21 protein-coding genes are annotated in these 22,133 nt (G+C 67.0%); 17 read left to right on the top strand and 4 right to left on the bottom strand.

The window, feature by feature from the left end; all coding sequences use genetic code 11:
- The first annotated feature begins 286 nt into the window (after positions 1 to 286).
- From ACM6JT_RS21250 to ACM6JT_RS21240, 3 genes are read left to right on the top strand one after another with little or no spacing between them, the layout of a single operon-like run.
- Positions 287 to 775, top strand: a complete 489-nt coding sequence (locus tag ACM6JT_RS21250; RefSeq protein ID WP_072441924.1) for a thioesterase family protein — start codon at positions 287 to 289, stop codon at positions 773 to 775.
- A gap of 28 nt (positions 776 to 803) precedes the next feature.
- Positions 804 to 1,760, top strand: a complete 957-nt coding sequence (locus ACM6JT_RS21245) for an alpha/beta hydrolase (RefSeq protein WP_414857231.1) — start codon at positions 804 to 806, stop codon at positions 1,758 to 1,760.
- A 22-nt stretch (positions 1,761 to 1,782) separates the two neighbouring features.
- Positions 1,783 to 2,988, top strand: coding sequence for a TauD/TfdA family dioxygenase (locus ACM6JT_RS21240; RefSeq protein WP_414857230.1), 1,206 nt, complete (start codon positions 1,783 to 1,785; stop codon positions 2,986 to 2,988).
- Positions 2,989 to 3,188: 200 nt separating this feature from the next.
- Here ACM6JT_RS21240 and ACM6JT_RS21235 read toward each other — a convergent pair whose 3' ends face one another.
- The 3 genes from ACM6JT_RS21235 to ACM6JT_RS21225 all read right to left on the bottom strand — a co-directional run bounded on the left by ACM6JT_RS21235 (position 3,189) and on the right by ACM6JT_RS21225 (position 5,150).
- Positions 3,189 to 3,491 carry a DUF4148 domain-containing protein gene (locus tag ACM6JT_RS21235; RefSeq protein ID WP_034180712.1) on the bottom strand — a complete coding sequence of 101 codons (303 nt, stop codon included), beginning with the start codon at positions 3,489 to 3,491 and terminating at the stop codon, positions 3,189 to 3,191.
- Positions 3,492 to 3,705: 214 nt separating this feature from the next.
- The gene (locus ACM6JT_RS21230) at positions 3,706 to 4,692 is read right to left on the bottom strand and encodes an oxidoreductase (protein WP_414857229.1); all 987 of its coding nucleotides are present in this window, start codon (positions 4,690 to 4,692) and stop codon (positions 3,706 to 3,708) included.
- A gap of 167 nt (positions 4,693 to 4,859) precedes the next feature.
- Positions 4,860 to 5,150 carry a DUF3331 domain-containing protein gene (locus tag ACM6JT_RS21225; protein ID WP_034180711.1) on the bottom strand — a complete coding sequence of 97 codons (291 nt, stop codon included), beginning with the start codon at positions 5,148 to 5,150 and terminating at the stop codon, positions 4,860 to 4,862.
- Positions 5,151 to 5,815: 665 nt separating this feature from the next.
- On the opposite strand from ACM6JT_RS21225, the gene ACM6JT_RS21220 reads away from it, so the two are divergent.
- From ACM6JT_RS21220 to ACM6JT_RS21180, 9 genes are all read left to right on the top strand, one after another.
- A complete protein-coding gene (locus ACM6JT_RS21220) occupies positions 5,816 to 6,580 on the top strand; it encodes an SDR family oxidoreductase (protein WP_414857228.1) in 765 nt (254 codons plus the stop codon).
- Positions 6,581 to 6,651: 71 nt separating this feature from the next.
- Complete coding sequence (locus ACM6JT_RS21215; protein ID WP_065501325.1) at positions 6,652 to 7,494, top strand: ureidoglycolate lyase; 843 nt, start codon at positions 6,652 to 6,654, stop codon at positions 7,492 to 7,494.
- Between the two features lie 23 nt (positions 7,495 to 7,517).
- The gene (locus ACM6JT_RS21210) at positions 7,518 to 8,795 is read left to right on the top strand and encodes an L-fuconate dehydratase (RefSeq protein ID WP_414857227.1); all 1,278 of its coding nucleotides are present in this window, start codon (positions 7,518 to 7,520) and stop codon (positions 8,793 to 8,795) included.
- A 60-nt stretch (positions 8,796 to 8,855) separates the two neighbouring features.
- Positions 8,856 to 9,632, top strand: a complete 777-nt coding sequence (locus ACM6JT_RS21205) for an SDR family oxidoreductase (protein WP_034180707.1) — start codon at positions 8,856 to 8,858, stop codon at positions 9,630 to 9,632.
- Between the two features lie 21 nt (positions 9,633 to 9,653).
- Positions 9,654 to 11,192, top strand: a complete 1,539-nt coding sequence (locus ACM6JT_RS21200; RefSeq protein WP_217591237.1) for a sugar ABC transporter ATP-binding protein — start codon at positions 9,654 to 9,656, stop codon at positions 11,190 to 11,192.
- A gap of 19 nt (positions 11,193 to 11,211) precedes the next feature.
- Positions 11,212 to 12,249 carry an ABC transporter permease gene (locus tag ACM6JT_RS21195; protein WP_105391671.1) on the top strand — a complete coding sequence of 346 codons (1,038 nt, stop codon included), beginning with the start codon at positions 11,212 to 11,214 and terminating at the stop codon, positions 12,247 to 12,249.
- Positions 12,250 to 12,319: 70 nt separating this feature from the next.
- On the top strand, positions 12,320 to 13,261 hold the full coding sequence (locus ACM6JT_RS21190) for an ABC transporter substrate-binding protein (RefSeq protein ID WP_414857226.1): 942 nt from the start codon (positions 12,320 to 12,322) through the stop codon (positions 13,259 to 13,261).
- An 85-nt stretch (positions 13,262 to 13,346) separates the two neighbouring features.
- Positions 13,347 to 14,237: an amidohydrolase family protein gene (locus tag ACM6JT_RS21185; protein WP_414857225.1), complete on the top strand. Its 891-nt coding sequence runs from the start codon at positions 13,347 to 13,349 to the stop codon at positions 14,235 to 14,237.
- A 68-nt stretch (positions 14,238 to 14,305) separates the two neighbouring features.
- On the top strand, positions 14,306 to 15,067 hold the full coding sequence (locus ACM6JT_RS21180) for a FadR/GntR family transcriptional regulator (protein WP_034180702.1): 762 nt from the start codon (positions 14,306 to 14,308) through the stop codon (positions 15,065 to 15,067).
- A gap of 31 nt (positions 15,068 to 15,098) precedes the next feature.
- On the opposite strand, the gene ACM6JT_RS21175 is transcribed toward ACM6JT_RS21180, so the two are convergent.
- Positions 15,099 to 16,340 carry an NAD(P)/FAD-dependent oxidoreductase gene (locus ACM6JT_RS21175; RefSeq protein ID WP_131948239.1) on the bottom strand — a complete coding sequence of 414 codons (1,242 nt, stop codon included), beginning with the start codon at positions 16,338 to 16,340 and terminating at the stop codon, positions 15,099 to 15,101.
- A gap of 149 nt (positions 16,341 to 16,489) precedes the next feature.
- On the opposite strand from ACM6JT_RS21175, the gene ACM6JT_RS21170 reads away from it, so the two are divergent.
- The 5 genes from ACM6JT_RS21170 to tssF all read left to right on the top strand — a co-directional run bounded on the left by ACM6JT_RS21170 (position 16,490) and on the right by tssF (position 22,003).
- The gene (locus tag ACM6JT_RS21170) at positions 16,490 to 16,702 is read left to right on the top strand and encodes a hypothetical protein (RefSeq protein WP_131948238.1); all 213 of its coding nucleotides are present in this window, start codon (positions 16,490 to 16,492) and stop codon (positions 16,700 to 16,702) included.
- A 525-nt stretch (positions 16,703 to 17,227) separates the two neighbouring features.
- Positions 17,228 to 17,926, top strand: a complete 699-nt coding sequence (locus ACM6JT_RS21165; RefSeq protein WP_414857224.1) for a YfiR family protein — start codon at positions 17,228 to 17,230, stop codon at positions 17,924 to 17,926.
- Positions 17,923 to 19,191 carry a diguanylate cyclase domain-containing protein gene (locus ACM6JT_RS21160; protein WP_034180699.1) on the top strand — a complete coding sequence of 423 codons (1,269 nt, stop codon included), beginning with the start codon at positions 17,923 to 17,925 and terminating at the stop codon, positions 19,189 to 19,191. The genes ACM6JT_RS21165 and ACM6JT_RS21160 overlap by 4 nt, the downstream gene beginning before the upstream one ends.
- A gap of 85 nt (positions 19,192 to 19,276) precedes the next feature.
- Entirely contained in the window at positions 19,277 to 19,786 is a 510-nt protein-coding gene (locus tag ACM6JT_RS21155) for an OmpA family protein (protein ID WP_105391665.1), read from the top strand.
- 342 nt (positions 19,787 to 20,128) lie between these two features.
- Positions 20,129 to 22,003 carry a type VI secretion system baseplate subunit TssF gene (gene tssF, locus ACM6JT_RS21150; RefSeq protein ID WP_414857223.1) on the top strand — a complete coding sequence of 625 codons (1,875 nt, stop codon included), beginning with the start codon at positions 20,129 to 20,131 and terminating at the stop codon, positions 22,001 to 22,003.
- The last annotated feature ends 130 nt before the right edge of the window (positions 22,004 to 22,133 follow it).

Genomic DNA, 22,133 nt, shown 5'->3' with positions numbered 1-22,133 from the left:
CATATGGAACGCACATGCGAATGCCCGAAATCGCTCGTAGGGCAAGGAGTGAGGAGCGCCGTTTGGCCGAGCCAAACAAGCGACGAGCGACGCCGCCATACGGGCGATTTCGGGCATTCCCGTGACATGATTTTTTTAAATTTGGGGGTGCCACGAGAACGGCCGCTCGCAAGGCGCGCGACGCCGCGAATACTGATGTATTCGCAAGGAGCGCAACGCGGCGAGCGGCCGTTCTCGTGGCAACGCATGCGCGTTCCATATGTAAACAGACCCTGAGGGACAGGCGATGACGGGCGATACCCCGCTGACGATTTACCGCGACGTGGTGCGGCCCGAATGGGTCGACTACAACGGCCACCTGCGCGATGCGTTCTACCTGCTGATCTTCAGCTTCGCGACCGATGCATTGCTGGATCGCATCGGGCTTGACGACGCCGCGCGTCGCGAGCGGGGCCGCTCGGTCTACACGCTCGAAGCGCACGTGAACTACCTGCACGAGATCAAGGAGGGCACGCAGGTACGCGTCGATGCGCGCGTGCTCGCACACGACGCGAAGCGGCTGCACCTGTATCTCGAACTGTTCGCGGATGGGCACGACGACGCGGTGTCGGCGAGCGAGCAGATGCTGCTGCACGTCGATACGCGCGACGGCGCGAAGTCGGCGCCGTTCGACGAAGACGTCGCCGCGCGCGTGGCTGAGCTTCATGCGTTGCAGCGCGATTGCGCGGCGCCTGCGTATGCGGGCCGCGTGATCGGGCTGCCGCCGCGCCGCTAGCATCGATCTTCAACCGCGGAGGCACGCGATGCTCGAACCGGAAATCGCGGCGTTCGTCGCAGCCGTCGACGCGTGGTATCCGGCCGACGCGGCGGCGCGCTCGCCCGACGAGCAGCGCCGCCTCTACGACCGCTTCGCGGCCGAGTGGACACCGGCGGCCCTGCCGGCCGGCATCGTGCAGCAGGATGCCGTGTGGCACGCACCGGACGGACGCGCGATCGCACTGCGGCGCTACACGGCCGCGCACGGTACGCCGCGCGGCACGGTGCTGTTTTTTCATGGCGGCGGCTTCGTCGTCGGCTCGCTCGACAGTCACGCGCTGATCACCGCGCAACTGGCGGCCGACACGGGGCTCGACGTGATCGCGGTCGACTACCGGCTGGCGCCCGAACACCGCGCACCGGCTGCTCTTGAAGATTGCCTCGCCGTCACACGCGCCGCGCGCGATGCGCGCCGGCCGTTCGGGCCGTGCGCGTGGCCGCTGACGCTTGCGGGCGACAGCGCGGGCGGCATGCTCGCCGCGGCCGTCGCGACCGCGCTGCGCGATGCGGGCGAAGGCGGTATCGACGGTATCGCGCTCGTTTATCCGATGCTCGGCTTCGAACCGCAATCGCCCGCGCGCGAAACGGAAGCGCATGCGCCGATGCTGACGCTCGATGATGTCCATCGCTATCGCGCGCTGTACTGGGAGGGCGGCCTGTCCGACGCACTGACGGACGGCAACCCGCTGCTGCGCGCGTCGGTGCCGCTCGCGGCTTCGCGTTTCGATGGCCTGCCGCCCGTGCTCGCGATCAGCGCCGAGCACGATCCGCTGCGCGACGATGCGCGCGTGTACGTCGAACGGATTCGCGCGGCCGGCGGCACCGCGCGCTACTGGATGGGAGAGGGGCTGGTGCACGGCTGCTGGCGCGCGCTCGGGACGAGCCCGCAGGCGGCGCGGATGCACCGGACGGTCGGCGGGTTTCTGCTCGCACCACACGCGTAGCGGGCGTTTCCGGGAGGCAACGATGCAGGCAGCGCAACACCGTATCGAGGACTGGCGGACGTTTTCCGCCGACGCGGCCAATGCGGCCATTGCCGCGGTGGCAATCGGCGACGGAGCGGTGGACGTCGAGTGGAGCGACACGCGACGATCGCCGTTCCATTTCGACTGGCTGCGCGACAACTGCGCGTGTTCCACGTGCGTGCATGCGGTCACACGCGAACAGGTGTTCGAGATCGCCGACGCGGGCGAGGATCTGTCGGCGCTCGCCGTGCACGTCGAAGCCGACGGCGCGCTGCATGTCGAGTGGAACGACGGGCATCGCAGCGCGTGGTCGCCGGGCTGGTTGCGCGCGCATGCATACGACGACGCGTCGCGCGCCGAGCGTCAGGCCGCGCACGGGCGGCATGTGTGGGCCGGCGACGATGCGACGGCGATCGGCGTGTTCGCGTGGCGCGACGTGATGGAGGGCGACGGCGCATTGCTCGCATGGCTCGCCGCGTTGCAGCGCACCGGGTTGACGCTGGTCGAAGGCGTGCCGGCCGAGCGTGGCCGCGTCGACGAGATCGCGCGCCGCGTCGGCCTGATCCGCGAAAGCAATTTCGGTGTGCTGTTCGACGTCGAATCGAAGCCGCGCCCGGACAGCAATGCGTATACGTCGCTCAACCTGCCGCCGCACACCGACCTGCCGACGCGCGAGTTGCAGCCGGGCGTGCAGTTCCTGCATTGCCTCGCGAACGACGCGACGGGCGGCGACAGCGTATTCCTCGACGGGTTCGCGCTTGCGGATGCGCTGCGGCGCGAGCATCCGGCCGATTTCGAGCAGCTTGCGTCGACGCCGTTCGAGTTCTGGAACAAGAGTGCGAACAGCGACTACCGCTGTTCGGCACCGGTGATCGGGCTCGATGCGCGCGGCAACGTGACCGAGGTGCGTGTCGCGAACTTCCTGCGCGGGCCGCTCGATGCGCCGGCCGGATCGGTCACGGCCGTCTATCGCGCGTACCGGCGGTTTCTCGCGCTCGCGCGCGAGCCGCGCTTTCGCGTGCAGCGCCGGCTGCGGGCGGGCGACATGTGGGCGTTCGACAACCGGCGTGTGCTGCATGCGCGCACCGAGTTCGATCCGTCGACCGGCCGCCGGCATCTGCAGGGCTGCTATGTCGATCGCGACGAATTGCTGTCGCGGTGGCGCGTGTTGTCGCGGTCGGTGCCTGCCGCGGCCGTGCCGCGCTGACCGGCGGCGTACACGGCTTCATCTCGCACACATGCATGTGCAGACGAAAAAGCGCCCGGACGCAAAGCGTCCGGGCGAAGCCACCCGCTGCCGGGCGGCGGAGGTATGCGTTTCATAAAAATAAGACGAGCCCCGCGAAGGGGCTCGTCCGGATACGGCTTCATCGCGCGGCGCGCGGCGCCCGCCGGGGGCGCATCGGCTTACTGGCCGAAGAAGATCGAATCGCGTGCGTTCGACGACGCTGCGGCAGCCGGGGCGCCCGAGTGGACGAGCGGGGCCGGTTGCGCGCCGTAGCCGCTGGCGTCGGCGCCATGAACGCGCGCTTCGGCGCTCTGGATGTCGTTCGGGTAGTACGGGCTCGACACGCCCGGCTTGTAGCCGGCTTGTTCGAGCTGGACCAGTTCATTCTTCACTTGCGCGCGGGTCACGGTGCTTTGGGCGAATGCGCCGAACGAAGCGGACAGGGCGGCAGCGGCAACGACTGCGGAAACGAGCGATTTCATGACGACCTCCGGTGTTTTATTGAGTTCGCTGTCGACACCATGTCTTAAGCGATTGATCAAATCTTAGTCATCGGATGGTTGAGGGTAAACGCTGATTTTGACGATAAATTGTTTTCTGAGCGGTAACAATGGGGCGCCGAATCAGTCTTTCAACCGGCTTTCTTTTCGGTTGATGTAATAAGTATGAAGAATGTTGCGGATCGCGACGCGCGGTTCAGTGCGCGTCGGCCGTCGTGTCGAACGGCCGGCCCGGCGAGCGCCCGGCCGGTGCGCCCGAGCTGAGGAAGCGCACGCCGGTCGCGGCTTCCGATGCCTCCCACAGCAGCGCAGCCGAAGCCACGTTGCGTGCCGCGCGCGGCACGCTCGCGGGCGCCGGCAGCCCGCGCGATTCGAACCAGCCGGACGGCCCGATATACGCGCCGCCGGCGAGATCGGGTGAGGTCGCCGCGTGGATCGCGGGCAGCGCGCCCTGGTCGGCCGGTTGCGCGAGATAACGGTTCGCGGCACGCATCAGCGCGGCGCGGGCGGGCGAACTGTCCATCGCCGGACCCGCGAACTGCAGGTTGGTCGCCGCATAGCCGGGATGCGCGGCGACGCTGATCCCGGCGAACGCGGCGCGCTCGAAGCGGCGCTGCAGTTCGATCGCGAACACGAGGTTCGCGAGCTTGCTGTCGCAATAGGCGAGATAACTGTTGTAGCGATGCTCGGCGCGCAGGTCGTCGACGCGAATCCGGCCGCCGCGATTGAAGCCGCTCGACATCGTCACGACGCGTGCGCGTCGCGCGGCGCTCAGCGCGGGCAGCAAATGGCCGGTCAGCGCGAAATGGCCGAGGTGGTTGGTGCCGAACTGCATCTCGAAGCCGTCGCGCGTGTGCCGCAGCGGCAGGAACATCACGCCGGCGTTGTTGCAGAGGATGTCGACGCGGCCGTGGCGTTCGGACACGTCGGCCGCGAAGCGTTCGATCGACGCGAGATCGGCGAGGTCGAGCGCATCGACTTCGACGCGCGCATCGGGATGGAGCCGGCGGATCGCATCGACGGCCTGCGCGGCGCGTGCGGCGTCGCGGCAGCCCATCACGACGGTCGCGCCTTTTGCGGCCAGCGTTTCCGCGAGCTGCCAGCCGAGGCCGCTGTTGGCGCCGGTCACGACCGCGACCTTGTCGCCCTGCGCCGGGACGTGGCGCGCGCTCCATGCATGCATGTCTGCCTCCATCGGCGCGACCGGTCGGCCGCGGCACGTAATCGTTACATTGAGTGGTGTAACGATAGTGCGTGCGAGCGTGGCAGACAAGCGGAGGAATTAGACCGGCGCTTCTAGGGCCGGCGCGCGGCGTGGTGCAGCGGGCCGCGGTACGCGGCTGGCAGGATTTACCTGCCCCCGGCGAGGCCGAGCACTTCGGCGGCGGAGATCATCGCGGCCGCGTTCGCGGGTGCCGGGCGTTCGGCCGGGCGGAAGACTTCGTCGCCGCGATGGATGACCTGGCGCGACAATGCGCAGGTGCCGGTGCGTTGCGCGAAGCGGCGGCGCCAGCGCTGTTCGCCGTAGTGACAGCGGCCGGGTTCGACCCAGCGGACGACGAGCAGCGTATCGGACTGTTCGAGGATTTCGACGTGGACGTCGGGGGGATCGAGCACAGGCAGGGATTGGGAGGCCTTCATTTTGCCGTTTCCTAAAGCTCGTGCGGTTCGGTCGTGGCAGTGGATGTCACTACCCGATGGCGAATCCGTAGCGGGTTCCATGAGTGGTGCGCTAAATGTAAGCGTCTGTGACCGGAAAAAACATCCTGTCTGGCTCAAATTACCTTTTGCCGATTTAGAAACAATCCACGCTCATTTTTCTGGGGATCCACGGACAAAAACGCCCCGGACGGAAAGTCCGGGGCGGAAAATCGGCCCGCGCGCCGTGTCTGCTCGCCCAGTCACGGGATACATCGCCGGGGGACGGAGTGCCCGCAGGGATCGAACGCGGGCGGGGAGGCGATGTACCGGAAGCGCGGTCCGGCAACGCCATGATGGCGCGCGCATCCCGTTGAGACCCTGACGCGAACATGACTTTTTTGCCAGTTTGGCGCGGCAGCCGCGCCGGGCGTGCGCGAAAAACCGGCTGAGAGGCCTGCCGGCATTGGGTTTGAGCGAATCCGCGAGCGCGCTGCCATGGCCGGTCGAGCGCCGCATTCTTGTCCACCCGCCGGATTTGCCCGCTCGGGTAAATACTGAATCCCAAATTCGTGACAAACGGGCGATCACTTCCTATCATTGGTTGGACCTTTAGTCCTTTGTGCCAATCGGCCGACTGGTGGCCGGCTTTTCCGGGAGAAGCACTCATGAGATTGCAGGGCAAGCGTGCGCTGGTGACGGCGGCCGGGCAGGGCATCGGCCGCGCGACCGCGCTGCGGTTCGCAAGCGAGGGCGCCGACGTGCTGGCGACCGACATCAACGAAGCCGCGCTCGCGCGGCTCGCGGCCGACGCCGAACGCGCGGGCGGCCGGCTGACCACGCGGCGGCTCGACGTCACCGATGCGAACGACGTTGGGGCGCTCGCCGCGAGCGAACGCGCGTTCGACGTGCTGTTCAACTGCGCGGGCTACGTGCATCACGGCTCGATCCTCGACTGCGACGACGACGCGTGGGCGTTCTCGCTGAACCTGAACGTCACGTCGATGTACCGGCTGATCCGCACGCTGCTGCCCGCGATGCTCGCGGCGGGCGGCGCGTCGATCGTCAACATGTCGTCGGCCGCGTCGAGTGTGAAGGGCGTGCCGAACCGCTTCGTGTACGGCACGACCAAGGCGGCCGTGATCGGCCTGACCAAGGCGGTGGCCGCCGATTTCGTCGGTCAAGGCATTCGTTGCAACGCGATCTGCCCCGGCACGGTCGAGTCGCCTTCGCTCGAGGCCCGTATTGCCGAGCAGGCGCGGACGCAGAACACGACCATCGACGCGGTGCGCGCCGCCTTTGTCGCGCGCCAGCCGATGGGGCGCGTGGGTACGGCGGACGAGATTGCCGCGCTGGCAACCTATCTGGCATCCGACGAGTCGGCATTTACCACCGGCGCCATTCACCTGATCGACGGCGGCTGGTCAAACTGACCGTGTCTAACCGACCGTGTCGAACTGACCGCGCCTTCCCATTCACGTTCCGTTTCCATTCAGACAACCCCATGAAACTGCTGAGATTTGGCGACAAACACCATGAAAAACCGGGCCTGCTCGATGCGCAGGGCCACATCCGCGACCTGTCCGGCGTGATCGACGACATCGCCGGTGACGCGCTGTCGCCGGCCTCGCTCGCGCGGCTGCGCGACATTCCGCCGTCGTCGCTGCCGCTCGTTGAAGGCACGCCGCGGCTCGGCGCGTGCGTCGGCCGCGTCGGCAAGTTCATCTGCATCGGGCTCAACTATTCCGATCACGCGGCCGAATCGGGGATGGAGGTGCCGAAGGAGCCCGTCGTGTTCGGCAAGTGGACGAGCGCGATCTCGGGGCCGAACGACGACGTCGAGATTCCGCGCGGCTCGGAGAAGACCGACTGGGAAGTCGAGCTCGGCGTGGTGATCGGCCGGGGCGGCCGCTATATCGACGAAGCCGACGCGCTGTCGCACGTTGCCGGCTACTGCGTCGTGAACGACGTGTCGGAGCGCGAATACCAGCTCGAACGCGGCGGCACGTGGGACAAGGGCAAGGGCAACGACACGTTCGGCCCGCTCGGCCCGTGGCTCGTGACGGCCGACGAAGTGCCCGATCCGCACGCGCTGCGGCTGTGGCTCGACGTCGACGGCCATCGCTACCAGAACGGCTCGACCGCGACGATGGTGTTCCGCGTGCCGCACCTGATCAGCTACCTGAGCCGCTTCATGAGCCTGCAGCCGGGCGACGTGATTTCCACCGGCACGCCGCCGGGCGTCGGCCTCGGGCAGAAACCGCCCGTCTATCTGCGCGCCGGGCAGGTGATCACGCTCGGCATCGACGGGCTCGGCGAGCAGCGCCAGCGCACCGTGCAGGCCTGATTTCCTTTAACGGACGGTTCGTCATGCCTATCATTCGATCGATGCGCGTCCTCGACGTGCGCTTTCCGACCTCGCAGCAGCTCGACGGCTCCGATGCGATGAATCCGGACCCCGATTATTCGGCGGCCTACGTCGTGCTCGAAACCGACCGCGACGGGCTCGAAGGTCACGGGCTCACGTTCACCATCGGCCGCGGCAACGAAATCTGCTGCGCGGCGATCGACGCGATGCGCCACCTCGTCGTCGGCCTCGACCTCGACTGGATCCGCGAGGACATGGGCCGCTTCTGGCGGCACGTCACGTCGGACAGCCAGTTGCGCTGGATCGGCCCCGACAAGGGCGCGATCCATCTGGCGACGGGCGCCGTCGTCAACGCGGTGTGGGATCTGTGGGCGAAGGCGGTGGGCAAGCCGCTGTGGCGGCTCGTCGCCGACATGAGCCCCGAGGAGCTGGTGCGCGCGATCGACTTCCGCTACCTGACCGACTGCCTGACGCCGGACGAAGCGCTCGACCTGCTGCGCCGGCAGGCGCCCGGCAAGGCCGCGCGGATCGCGACGCTGGAGCGCGACGGCTACCCGTGCTACACGACGTCGGCCGGCTGGCTCGGCTACAGCGACGACAAGCTGCGCAGGCTGTGCCGCGAAGCCGTCGACGCGGGGTTCGACCACGTGAAGCTGAAGGTCGGCGCGAACCTCGAGGACGACATTCGCCGCGTGACGATCGCGCGCGAGGTGATCGGCCCGGATCGCAAGCTGATGATCGACGCGAACCAGGTGTGGGAAGTCGACGAGGCGATCGACTGGGTGCGCGAGCTCGCGTTCGCGCGGCCGTGGTTCATCGAGGAGCCGACGAGCCCCGACGACGTCGAAGGGCATCGCAAGATCCGCAAGGCGATCGCGCCGGTGCAGGTCGCGACCGGCGAGATGTGCCAGAACCGCGTGCTGTTCAAGCAGTTCATCGCGCGCGGCGCGATCGACGTCGTGCAGATCGACGCGTGCCGCCTCGGCGGCGTGAACGAGATTCTCGCGGTGATGCTGATGGCCGCGAAGTACGGGCTGCCGGTGTGCCCGCATGCGGGCGGCGTCGGGCTGTGCGAATACGTGCAGCACCTGTCGATGATCGACTACGTGTGCATTTCCGGCACGAAGGAAGGGCGCGTGACCGAATACGTCGATCACCTGCACGAGCATTTCGTCGAGCCTTGCGTGGTGCGCGGCGCGGCGTACATGCCGCCGACGGCGCCCGGTTTCTCGATCGAGATGAAGCGCGAATCGCTGGAGCAGTACCTGTTCCGCGGCTGAAGCACGGCGACGCACGACGTGCATCGTGCGCGGCGAAAACATGAACGACGGAGACGCGAAGTGGATTTGAACCTGCAAGACAAGGTCGTGATCGTGACCGGCGGTGCCTCGGGCATCGGCGCCGCGATCTCGATGCGGCTCGCCGGCGAAGGCGCGATTCCGGTGGTGTTCGCGCGCCACACGCCCGACGACGCGTTTTGGCGCGAGCTTGTACGGAAGCAGCCGCGCGCCGAATGCGTGTCGGTCGAACTGCAGGACGACGCGCAATGCCGCGATGCGGTCGCGCAGACCGTCGCGCGCTTCGGCCGCATCGACGGCCTCGTCAACAACGCGGGCATCAACGACGGCATCGGCCTCGACGCCGGACGCGACGCATTCGTCGCATCGCTCGAGCGCAACCTGATCCACTACTACGTGATGGCGCACTACTGCGTGCCGCACCTGAAGGCGGCGCGCGGCGCGATCGTCAACATCTCGTCGAAGACGGCCGTCACCGGGCAGGGCAACACGAGCGGCTATTGCGCATCGAAGGGCGCGCAGCTCGCGTTGACGCGCGAATGGGCCGTCGCATTGCGCGACGACGGCGTGCGCGTGAACGCGGTGATCCCGGCCGAGGTGATGACGCCGCTTTACAAGAACTGGCTCGCCGGCTTTGACGATCCCGATGCGAAGCTTGCCGAAATCGCCGGCAAGGTGCCGCTCGGCAAGCGCTTCACGACGGCCGACGAGATCGCCGACACGACCGTGTTCCTGCTGTCGGATCGCGCATCGCACACGACGGGCCAGTGGCTGTTCGTCGATGGCGGCTATACGCATCTCGACCGTGCGATCGGCTGAATGCAGCGGAGCCCCGACCCCATGCAACCCGACCCGAACCTGAACGCCGCGCCGCCGCTGATTGCGTTGAGCGGCATCGGCAAGCGCTTTCCGGGCGTGCAGGCGCTCGACGACTGCCGTTTCGACCTGCATGCCGGCGAAGTGCATGCGCTGATGGGCGAGAACGGCGCCGGCAAGTCGACGCTGATGAAGATCCTCGCGGGCGTCTATCAGCGTGACGACGGCGAGATCCTGATGGAAGGCCGTGCGGTGGAGATCGCCGACCCGCGCACCGCGCAGGCGCTCGGGATCGGCATCATCCATCAGGAACTGAACCTGATGAACCACCTGAGCGTCGCGCAGAACATCTTCATCGGCCGCGAGCCGCGCGGCCGCTTCGGCGTGTTCGTCGACGAAGACAAATTGAACCGCGATGCGGCCGCGATTTTCCAGCGGATGCGGCTCGATCTCGACCCGCGCACGCCGGTCGGCCGGCTGACGGTCGCGAAGCAGCAGATGGTCGAGATCGCGAAGGCGCTGTCGTTCGATTCGCGCGTGCTGATCATGGACGAGCCGACCGCCGCGCTCAACAACGCGGAGATCGCCGAGCTGTTCCGCATCATCCGCGATTTGCGCGCGCACGGCGTCGGCATCGTCTACATCTCGCACAAGATGGACGAGCTGCGCCAGATCGCCGATCGAGTGACCGTGATGCGCGACGGCAAGTACGTCGCGACCGTGCCGATGGCGGAAACGTCGATGGACGCGATCATCGCGATGATGGTCGGCCGCCAGCTCGATACGGAGCACCGCACGCCGCCCGACACGTCCGCGAACGACGTCGCGCTCGAAGTGCGCGGGCTGTCGCGCGGCCGCGCGATCCGCGATGTCGGCTTCACGCTGCGGCGCGGTGAGATCCTCGGCTTCGCGGGCCTGATGGGCGCGGGCCGCACCGAGGTCGCGCGCGCGGTGTTCGGCGCGGACCCGGTCGACGCGGGCGAGATCCGCGTGCACGGCAAGACCGTGACGATCCGCACGCCGGCCGACGCGGTCGCGCACGGGATCGGCTACCTGTCCGAGGATCGCAAGCACTTCGGGCTCGCGGTCGGGATGGACGTGCAGAACAACATCGCGCTGTCGAGCATGCGCCGCTTCGTGCGCCGCGGCTTGTTTCTCGATGCGCGCAAGATGCGCGACACCGCGCAGGCGTACGTGCGGCAGCTCGCGATCCGCACGCCGTCGGTCGCGCAGCCCGCACGGCTGCTGTCGGGCGGCAACCAGCAGAAGATCGTGATCGCGAAGTGGCTGCTGCGCGACTGCGACATCCTGTTCTTCGACGAGCCGACCCGCGGCATCGACGTCGGCGCGAAAAGCGAGATCTACAAGCTGCTCGATGCGCTCGCCGCCGACGGCAAGGCGATCGTGATGATCTCGTCGGAACTGCCCGAGGTGCTGCGCATGAGCCACCGGATTCTCGTGATGTGCGAAGGCCGCGTCACCGGTGAATTGCGCGCGGCCGACGCCACGCAGGAAAAGATCATGCAGCTCGCGACGCAGCGCGAGTCGACCGTATTGTCCTGATTCAGACGCTTACCAGATCATGTCCAACGATACGCATCCCGTTCCGCCCCTCGCTTCCGGCGATACGCCGGCCGGCGCATCCGGCTTCCGCGCCCGCTTCTTCAACCCGGCCGCGCGGCAGAAGCTGCTCGCGTTCGCGAGCCTCGTGCTGCTGATCGTGTTCTTCAGCATCGCGTCGCCGAACTTCCTCGAAGTCGACAACCTCGTCACCATCCTGCAAGCCACCGCCGTGAACGGCGTGCTGGCCGTCGCCTGTACCTACGTGATCATCACGTCGGGCATCGACCTGTCGGTCGGCACGCTGATGACGTTCTGCGCGGTGATGGCCGGCGTCGTGCTGACGAAGTGGGGGATGCCGCTGCCGCTCGGGATCCTGGCCGCGTTACTGTTCGGCGCGCTGTCCGGCTGCGTGTCGGGCTTCGTGATCGCGAAGATGAAGGTGCCGCCGTTCATCGCGACGCTCGGCATGATGATGCTGCTCAAGGGGCTGTCGCTCGTGATCTCGGGCACGCGGCCGATCTATTTCAACGACACGCCGGGCTTCACGTCGATCGCACAGGACTCGCTGATCGGCAACCTGATTCCCGCGCTGCCGATTCCGAACGCGGTGCTGATCCTGTTTCTCGTCGCGGTCGGCGCATCGATCGTGCTGAACCGGACGATCTTCGGCCGCTACACGTTCGCGCTCGGCAGCAACGAGGAAGCGCTGCGGCTGTCCGGCGTGAACGTCGACGCGTGGAAGATCGCGGTCTACACGTTCAGCGGCGCGGTGTGCGGGATCGCCGGGCTTTTGATCGCGTCGCGGCTGAATTCCGCGCAGCCCGCGCTAGGACAGGGCTACGAGCTCGATGCGATCGCGGCCGTCGTGATCGGCGGCACGTCGCTGTCGGGCGGCGCGGGCAGCATCGTCGGCACCATCATCGGCGCGTTCATCATGAGCGTGCTGACCAACGGCCTGCGCATCATGTCGGTCGCGCAGGAATGGCAGACGGTCGTGACGGGCGTGATCATCATCCTCGCCGTCTACGTCGATATCCTGCGTCGGCGCCGCCGTTGACGCGCGCATGCATCCGCTTCACCGCCGGCATGACCGGCATCCCAGCAGATACCAACCAAGGAGACGCGAAGTGATCAGGAGCAAGGTGTTGAACGCGATCGTCGGGCTGACGTTCGCCGTCGGCGTGACGGCCGGCGCGCAGGCGCAGGAAACCTACATCCCGCTGATCTCGAAGGGCTTCCAGCATCAGTTCTGGCAGGCCGTGAAATCGGGCGCGATGCAGGCCGCGAAGGACTACAAGGTGAAGGTGACGTTCGAAGGCCCCGAAACCGAGGCGATGGTCGACAAGCAGATCGACATGCTGTCCGCCGCGATCGCGAAGAAGCCGGCCGCGCTCGGCTTCGCGGCGCTCGACAGCAAGGCCGCGCTGCCGCTGCTGAAGAAGGCGCAGGCCGAGAAGATCCCGGTGATCGCGTTCGACTCGGGCGTCGACAGCGACATCCCGGTGACGACGGCCTCGACCAACAACAAGGCCGCCGCATCGCTCGCTGCCGACAAGCTCGCCGCGCTGATCGGCGATGAAGGCGAGGTGGCCGTGGTCGCGCACGACCAGACGAGCCGCACCGGCATCGACCGCCGCGACGGTTTTCTCGAACGGATGAAATCGGCGCACCCGAAGGTGAAGATCGTGACCGTGCAGTACGGCGAAGGCGACCAGCTGAAGTCGACCGAGGTGACGAAGTCGATCCTGCAAGGGTATCCGAAGCTCAAGGGGCTGTTCGGCACCAACGAAGGCTCGGCGATCGGCGTGGTCAACGGCGTGCGCGAGATGAAGCGCAAGGTCGTGATCGTCGGCTACGATTCCGGCAAGCAGCAGAAGGACGCGATCCGCAGCGGGCTGATGGCCGGCGCGATCACGCAGAACCCGGTCGGGATCGGCTACAAGACGGTCGAGGCGGCCGTGAAGGCGATCAAGGGCGAGAAGCTGCCGAAGGTCATCGATACCGGTTTCTACTGGTACGACAAGACCAATATCGACGATCCGAAGGTCGCGGCGGCGTTGTACGACTGATTGGCGTGTCACGGCGTCGCCGCACGCGGCGGGTAGCGTGTGCGGCGACGTGAGATGGCTTGCGGGAGCGGAACACGAGGACACCATGGGCGCAGTGCGTATCGATTCCCATCAGCACTTCTGGCGTTATCGCGCGGCCGACTATCCGTGGATCGGCGCCGGGATGGGCGTGCTCGCACGCGACTACTTGCCCGACGCGCTGTGGCCGCTGATGCATGCGCAGGCGATCGGCGCGTCGATCGCGGTGCAGGCGCGCGCGGGGCGTGACGAGACGGCGTTCCTGCTCGATCTCGCGCGCGACGACGCGCGCATCGCGGCGGTGGTCGGCTGGGAGGATCTCGGCGCGCCGCAGCTTGCCGACCGTATCGCCGAATGGCGCAGCCCGAAGCTGCGCGGCTTTCGTCACCAGGTGCAGGACGAAGCCGACGTCGGCGCGTTCGTCGCGGATGCCGATTTCAATCGCGGCGTTGCGTGGCTGCAGGCGAACGGCTATGTGTACGACGTGCTCGTGTTCGAGCGCCAGTTGCCGGACGTTCGCGCGTTCTGCGCGCGGCACGATGCGCACTGGCTCGTGCTCGACCACGTCGGCAAGCCCGCGCTTGCCGAATTCGAGCGCGACGAAACCGCGCTGCCGCGCTGGCGCGCCGAGCTGCGCGAACTGGGCGCGCTGCCGCATGTCGCGTGCAAGCTGTCGGGGCTCGTGACCGAAGCCGACTGGCGGCGCGGCCTGCGCGCGCAGGACATCCGGCATATCGAGCAGTGTCTCGACGCGGCGCTCGATGCGTTCGGCCCGCAGCGGCTGATGTTCGGGTCGGACTGGCCCGTGTGCCTGCTCGCCGCGTCGTATGACGAAGTGGCGTCGATCGTCGAGCGCTGGGCCGAATCGCGGCTGTCGGCGGCCGAGCGCAACGCGCTGTGGGGCGGCACGGCCGCGCATTGTTATGCGGTGCCGGGCGACACGCAGCGCGGCATATAAAATAGGCGCGAACGGTCCGTGCGATTCGTCGGACCGTCCGCAACGCAACCGAAAACCTGCATCAACGTATGTCCATCCAGCCGATTCAGAACCGCCGCCTCTACCAGCAGATCGCCGACAAGCTCAGTGCGATGATCGAGTCCGGCGATTTTCCGCCGGGCAGCTATCTGCCGCCCGAGCGCGAACTGGCCGAGCAGTTCGGCGTGTCGCGCACGTCGGTGCGCGAGGCGCTGATCGCGCTCGAAGTAAGCGGGCTCGTCAGCGTGCGTGTCGGCGACGGCGTGAAGGTGCGCCATCCCGAAACGGTCGCCGCGCCCGAGCCCGAACCCGATGCGAAGGCCGCGCCGTTCACGGTCGTCGAGATCGATCCCGAACTCGGCATCGCGCTCGACCTCGACACCGAAATCCCGCCGTTCGCGCTGTTGCAGGCGCGCCGGCTGATCGAGCCGGAAGCCGCGTCGCTTGCCGCGAAGCACGGCTCGGACGAGCAGATCGAAGGGATCCACGAAGCGTTCCTGCGCAACCAGGAAGACAACCGCAGCGGCTCGCTCACGCATCCGGGCGACCGGCTGTTCCATATCCGCATCGCGGAAGCGAGCGACAACCCCGCGTATGCGCTGATGATCAAGCAGTTGCTCGCGCACAAGTACGACCTGATGTTCCAGCGGCTGCAGTCGCTGTACATGCCGAACGACATGCCGCACCGGTCGGAACTGGAGCACCGCGCGATCCTCGACGCGATCCGCGCACGCGACCCGGAGGCCGCGCGCCGCGCGATGGCCGACCATCTCGACGAAGTGATCCGCATCTTCGGCCGCGCGCTCGACTGAGCGCGTGCGTTGATTTGCTACGCGTTCGGAATCAGAAGCGGTCGGCGCGATAGGGCGCCGGATCGGTGAAGGGCGTCTCGCCCGTCATCATCTCGGCCAGCAGCCGGCCGGTGACGGGGCCGAGCGTCAGCCCGTGATGGTTGTGCCCGAACGAGAACCACAGCCCGCGATGCGCGGGCGCGGGGCCGATCACCGGGCGCATGTCGGGCGTGCACGGCCGGAAGCCGAGCCACGGTTGCGGGTCGAGCCGCTCGCCGAAGCCGAACACGGGCCGCGCGACGCGTTCCGCGCGTTCGAGCTGCACGCCGGTCGGCGGTACGCCGCGCCGCGCGATCTCGACGCCGGTCGTCAGCCGCAGCCCGCGCCGCATCGGCGCGATCACGTAGCCGTATTCGCGATCGACGATCGGCGCCGACGGCACGCCGCGCGTGGACGGCGCGTAGTGCATGTGATAACCGCGCTTCTCGCGCAGCGGGATCTTGTAGCCGAACTTGCCGAACACCGTGTCGGACCACGGGCCGAGCGCGACGACGACGGCCGGCGCGGCGGCCATGCCGTCCTGCGTGCCGACCTGCCAGCCGGGCGACAGCGCGTCGAGGCTCGCGGCGTCGCCCGTCAGCAGCGTGCCGCCGCCTTGCACGAAGAGCTGCGCGTACGCTTTGACGAGCGCGGACGGATCGACGACGCTTTTCGGATCGAGCCAGTGCAGCGCGCCGCAGAAGCCGGGCGCGAGGCTCGGTTCGTGCGCGAGCAGCGCGGCGGCATCGAGCGGCGTGATGCCGAGCCCGTGGCGGCGCGCGGTGAGGCCGGCCTCGGCCACGCCGCGTTCGAACGCGGCCGGCGTGCGGAACGCTTCGAGCCAGCCGCTCGCGCGCACGAGTTCCCCGGCACCGGCCCGCGCGATCAGCGCGTCGTGCTCGGCGATGCAGCGCTCGATCAGCGGCAGCATGTCGCGCGACGCGGCCGCGTGACGCAGCGGCGCCGATTCCCACCAGAACCGCGCGAGCCACGGCGCGAACGCGGGCAGCGACGCGCTGTGCCAGTACAGATCGGTCGAGCGGTTCAGCGCATAGCGCATCAGCGTGAACGGGCTGCGCGGGAACGGATACGGTTCGACCGACGAGCGCTCGATCAGCCCCGCGTTGCCGAAGCTCGTGCCTTCGCCGGGCGCGCCGCGATCGACGAGGGCGACCTTGCGGCCGCGATCCTGCAGGTGCAGCGCGGCCGAGACGCCGACGATGCCGGCGCCGAGAACGATTACGTCGAAATCCATCGGTGGTGGTGAAAGACGGTTGGCGGTGCGCTCATCAACGGTGCGGTGTGCGCGCCCAGGTTGGAGATCGTTCGAACTGCAAGCATACTCGCGGCGGCGTGGGGGGCCAAGGGCAGGGTGCTACGCGACGGGATACGAGCGGGCGTTGCGTGGCGCCTGAGGATCGGCCCGGCGAAGCGGAACGGGAGGTTGCACCGGGGCCGGCATTCCACGGTCGCGTCATGATCGAGCGGTCGAAACAGGCCTGCGCGGTGGAGTTGAAGCGTTTCCGCGTGAACGGCAATGTCTGGATCGTGGCAGACGAGATGCGGACCGGCGTCGACGTGCCGATGACGTGGCGCGGAATTGCTGAACGCACCTAGCCATGCGCTTGCCGATCGGCCGGTGCGGAGGTGGGCCGGCGTCGTCGATCGTTTGCCGGCTCTCGCGCAGTTCTTCCGCAGCACGCACATGCGTCCGGCCGTCTTCGGGCGGGAGGGCGACGATACCATGCTGCTTTATCCCTATTCGATAGCGTGCGACGAGCTGAATTTCTTCATCGGTTATCCGCCGACAGGCGGTAACGCTTGGCACCCCGGATATGCCGCAAAACGATCTGGCGTACCGCCGGGGAGCGTATGAAGTTTGAGCCGGCCGTGCGCCCAATCCGCTGATCAATTTGCCGACGTCGACACGCGATCGGCGTCGCGTATCACGTTCGCCCGCATCGTCGCGCACAGCGCCGATTCCGCATACTTTCCGACGTTTCTCGCGGGTGTTTCCCACTGGTTGATCGCGCGGCTTTGTACCTAAGATGAAGGAATCATGCGCGTGATACGGAGCCATGCACGCGCATGACTGAAGGCAGAGGGCAACGCCGGGGGGCAACGCCAGCGGATGTTTCCATCATGGATGCGAGAGTGTGCGCGGCGGCTGCCAGTCTTGCGACTGCAACGACGCCAACGGGCGCGGCGGCGATCGCCGCGCGGACGACGTCCGGCCGGCCCGGCTGGGCCGCGTCGCTGCGTCATGCGCTGATCGCAATCGTTTGCGTTCTGGGTGCGGCATCCGTCGTGCTCGCCGGGGCTCCCGCCGATGCAGACGGTCCGGCCGACATCGTGCGTGCCGTCGCCACTGCAAGTCCCACCGATCCCGCCATTTCGTCACACGACTCCGCCGTGCGTCAGGTCGTGCTCGGCATCATCAGCTTCACGCGCTGGCCGACGACACCCATTCGCCTGCATCTGTGCGTGACGGGCCGGCCCGACTACGCGCGCGGCCTGACCGACACGCTGCAGGCCGGCTCGACGCTGCTCGACGTGCAGCGCGTCCGCTTCGACGATCCCTCGCTCGGCGTGGCCTGCGACGTCGTCTATCTCGGCACCCTGAGCGACGATGAGCGAACGCGAGTGAGAACCGCGGTGGCCGGCCATCCTGTGCTGACGATCGCGGAACACGATCCGTACTGCACCGCAGGCAGCATGTTCTGCCTCAATGTCGACGGCGAGCGCATCTCGTTCGACATCAATCTCGACGCCGTAGCGCGCAGCGGCGTGCGCGTACACCCGAACGTGCTCAATCTCGCGCGACGGCCGGGGGCGCCATGACACGGTTCGCGCCTCATTTTCCCCATTCGCGCGTGTCGCGCCCGACGCTGCAAAGCGTATTGCGCCGCGCGCACCTGCGCCTCGCGTTCGTTGCCGTCGCGATGGCGGCCGTGTCGTTGATCGTCGTCGCCGTGATCGCATTGCGTGCGTATGCCGGCAACAACCTGAACCTGCTGGCGCGCTCGCTCGGTTATACGGTCGAGGCGGCGCTCGTGTTCGGCGACCGCGTCGCGGCGAGCGAGGCGATCGGGATGATTGCCGGCGATGAGGACGTCGCGCAGGTGGTGGTCACGGACAGCAAGGGTCAGCCGTTCGCGACGTGGCAGTTGCCCGCCGGAAACGGGCTCGCCCGGCTCGAGCGCGCCGTCGCCGACCTTGCGCTGCCCGGGCCCGTGACGGTTCCGGTGATGCACGACGGCATCATCGTCGGCCACGTCGTCGTGCGCGGCCGCGGGCACCAGTTCTTCGGCTTCCTGCTCGGCGGCGTCGGCGGCATTCTCGGTTGCCTGGCGGTCAGCGTGTTCGGCGCATATGTCAGCTCGAAGCGTCTGCTGCGCAACATCGTTTCGCCGCTGCGCGCGCTGGCCGGCGTTGCGCATGCCGTGCGGCGCGAGCGTGCATTCGCGCAACGGGTCGAGCCCGCCGCGATCGCCGAGTTGAACCAGCTCGGTGACGACTTCAATGCGTTGCTCGACGAATTCGAAGACTGGCAGAACACGCTGCGCGATGAAAACGCGTCGCTCGAACACAAGGCGACGCACGATGCGCTCACGGGCCTGCCCAACCGCGTGCAGTTCGAGTCGCGCCTCGCGCTTGCGCTCTGCGAAGCCGCGGTGACGGGGCAGCGGGTCGGCATCCTGTATCTCGACTGCGACCGCTTCAAGGAGATCAACGATTGCCTCGGCCACGACGCCGGCGACGCGGTGCTGATCGGCATCGCGGCGCGGCTGCGCGCGCAGGTGCGCGAGGCCGATCTGGTCGCCCGCCTGGGCGGCGACGAATTTGCGGTGATGCTGGGGGCGGTGCGCGATGCGGGCAGCGTGTGCCGTGTCGCAGACGAGATATTGTCCGGCATGGTGCCGTCGATCGAGCTGTCCGACGGCCGCATGGTGGCCACCATGATGAGTGTCGGCATTGCGTTGTATCCCGACCACGCGTCGGACGCGAGCGGCCTGCTGCGCGCGGCGGATGCGGCGATGTACCGCGCCAAGCGTGCGCGGCCGGGGTCGTGGCAGTTGGCTGAAGGTGTTGCGGGACCGGTTTGATTGATCGCTTCGCGCTGCGGGCGAGGCCGCGGCAGCGGATTACAAAAAGCGCGCCCGACGCGGGCGCACTCGAAGGGGATGCGAAATGAACCACTCGTTTCCTGTGAGCATGGAGCGGATGTGCATCGGCAGCGCGCTGCTGCTGTGCATGCTGCTTGTGGGCTGCAAGACGCCGCCGCTTCATCGTGGGCTGACGCAGACGCAAGTCACGACGCTCAAGTCGGCCGGTTTCCACGAGACCGAACAGGGTTTCGAGTTCGGCTCGACCGGGCCGATCCTGTTCGATTTCGACCGCTATAACCTCAAGCCGGATGTGCGGCGGATCGTCGAAAGGATCGGGCGCACGCTCAAGTCGGCGGAGATTAACGGGGTGCGGGTTTATGGGTACTCGGATCGGGAGGGGGCGGACGATTACGACCTCGAGTTGTCCAGGCGGCGGGCTGAGGTCGTGGCGATCGAGCTTGTCGATGTCGGGCTGGATGCGAAGCGCATTGCGGTCGTCGGGAAAGGGAAGCGCGATCCGGTGGGGGATAACCGGACGCCGGCAGGGAGGGCACAGAATCGGCGGGCGGCGATTGTTGTTTCGCCGAGGTGAGGGGGCGTCGTGCGCGGGTATGCCGCGATGACGCGTGCTTTGCACGGCGACAAGCAAGCCGCTCAGCCTGTTCCTGAAAACACGGATACAGGAATGTCTCGGTGCGGTCAGTTGTAACTGTTTGCCATCATTGCCATGCAGGCACCTGAGCGTCTGCCCACAAGCAGCGGACCTTTATGTTCAAGGCTTATGGGACGGATCATTGGCTGAAGCTTGACTGGAGATCGGAGGCCGCTCAATAAATTCGAAACGAGATTATCAGTTGCCCGAATAGAATCGTTCCGCTCGTTTTCTTGAACTCCGCATCGCCATTTGGCGAACGCGGCGACGACCGGAACGTGTATGACCATCGATCCCAAGAATTTGCTTCCGCACTTCGAACGCGAGATGGCGCTGCTGCGTCGTTCGATGCAGACGTTCTCGCAGCGTTTTCCTAAAATCGCCGCTCGCCTGGCAATCACCGGCGAGCATTCCGAAGATCCGCACGTCGAACGTCTGTTGCAGTCGTTCGCATTGATGTCGTCGTCTCACGCCATTCGTCTCGAGGATGATGTGCCCGCGTTTACGCGTGGCCTTCTCGAGACACTGCACGGTGCGTTCTTGCGCCCGTTTCCTTCCTGCGCGATTGCACAATTTCATGTCGACCGAACGGGCGAACAGACCGGGCCCCGCGTCATCCCGCGCGGCGAACACCTGGTTGCACCGGCCGATCGTGAAGTATTTCGCATGACGGATGAAGTCGCGATCGTGCCGCTGGCCGTTTCGGATGTGCGTTACACGACGTCGGCGATTGCGCCGCGCGATGCGGCGTTGCCGTCCGAAACGACCGGCTTGCTGACCGTCGCGTTTGAGCTGACCTCGCCTGAAGCCACGTTCGCGATCGTGCCGGACAGGTTGCGTCTGCACTTCACCGGCGCGCGCGAGATCGTCGCGGCACTCATGGACGCCGTCCTGCTGTTTGCCGTAAGCGGTTTCGCCGAGGCCGACGAATCCGGACGCTGGAAGCGTCTTCCGAACGCGGTATTCACGGCCGTCGGCCTCGAGCCGGCCGATGCGCTGCTCGATATGCCGCGTGACGACGCGCTCGGGCCTTTTCACCTGCTGATGGAGTACTGCGCTGTCCCGGAACGCTTCGATTTTGTCGAGCTGGATATGCGACCGCTCAAGCGGATCGCGGGCGGCAGTCGTCGCGTCGCGCTGCACCTGGCGATCGCCGGCGTGCATCCGGACTCTCATCGGGCTCAACGTCTGGCCGCCGCGACGGCTGAACATGTGCGCTTGTTCTGTACGCCCGTGATCAACCTTTTCCCGGACGACGCCGAGCCGATTGAGACTTATACCGGTTGTTCGCATTACCCGGTGAAATCGCTGGAACAGAAGAACGCGTCGCAGACGAACATCTGGTCGATCGACACGGTTCGCGAGACTTCCGACGCGGGTACGTCGCTGCTGCCGCCGTTCCAGTCGTTGCAGCATGGGATGGGTGCCCACCTCGGGCTGTACTGGGTCGTGTTGCGCGACGAGGCTCGGCGGGCGCCGAAGAAGCCTGTCGATCCCAAGGACAAAAAGGCGGGCAAGACGCCGTCCCCGGACGAGATTGCAGACCTGCTCCGCGGCGTCGAACTGGCACTGATTGACCGGGACGGCCAACCCGCCGATCCCGGGCGTCGCAAACTGGCGATCCGGCTTTCCTGTACCCAGGGCGATCTGTCCGGGATGCAGGAACGCGAGCTGGCCTTGCGCGCGGGCGATCCGGTGGGGACGATCGCGCTGTTGAACCGGCCGACCCGGAGCCGGCCGCCGGCTTTCCGCTATGGCGAGCTGTGGAATGTGTTGTCTTTGCTCGTGCCGCAGGCGATTCGCCTCGACAAAGGCGGTCTGGCCCAACTGACGCGGCTCTGCGCCCGCTGGGCGGAATGCTCGGTCGACGCCGGGCGGCGCTTCGACGCGCTCGTGTCGTTGTCGACCGCACGCGTTCGGCGCTGGATGCCCGGCAAGCCGGCGTCGGCGTTCGTGCAGGGGCTCGAAGTGCGGTTGGTGGTCGATGAGCAGCGTTTTGCCGGGTTCAGTCTTGGCGGATTCGCGCACGTGATGGATCGGTTCTTCGCCCCCCACGTTCCTGTCACCAGTTTCGTGCAGATTGTGCTGTTTTCGGCGCATACCGGCGCGCTGCTTCGCCGTGGGCAACCGTGCGCCGGCGTCCAGCCACTGGTCTAGGTTTTCGATTTTCGGGGCTCGAACGGAAACGTTTGCGGGTGCCTTTCGCGCGGTCGGATTTTGTCCTACATTATCGTGGCTTCGGGCCGGCCAGCCGGTCCACGGAACCTGAGATCACACGCAAGGAACA

The organism is Burkholderia sp. IT-111MI5 (assembly GCF_949752865.1).
In the GTDB taxonomy this organism is placed as follows: Bacteria; Pseudomonadota; Gammaproteobacteria; order Burkholderiales; family Burkholderiaceae; genus Burkholderia; species Burkholderia pyrrocinia_C.
The sequence above is the reverse complement of the archived record's forward strand: the minus strand, read 5'-3'. Positions and strand labels throughout refer to the sequence as shown.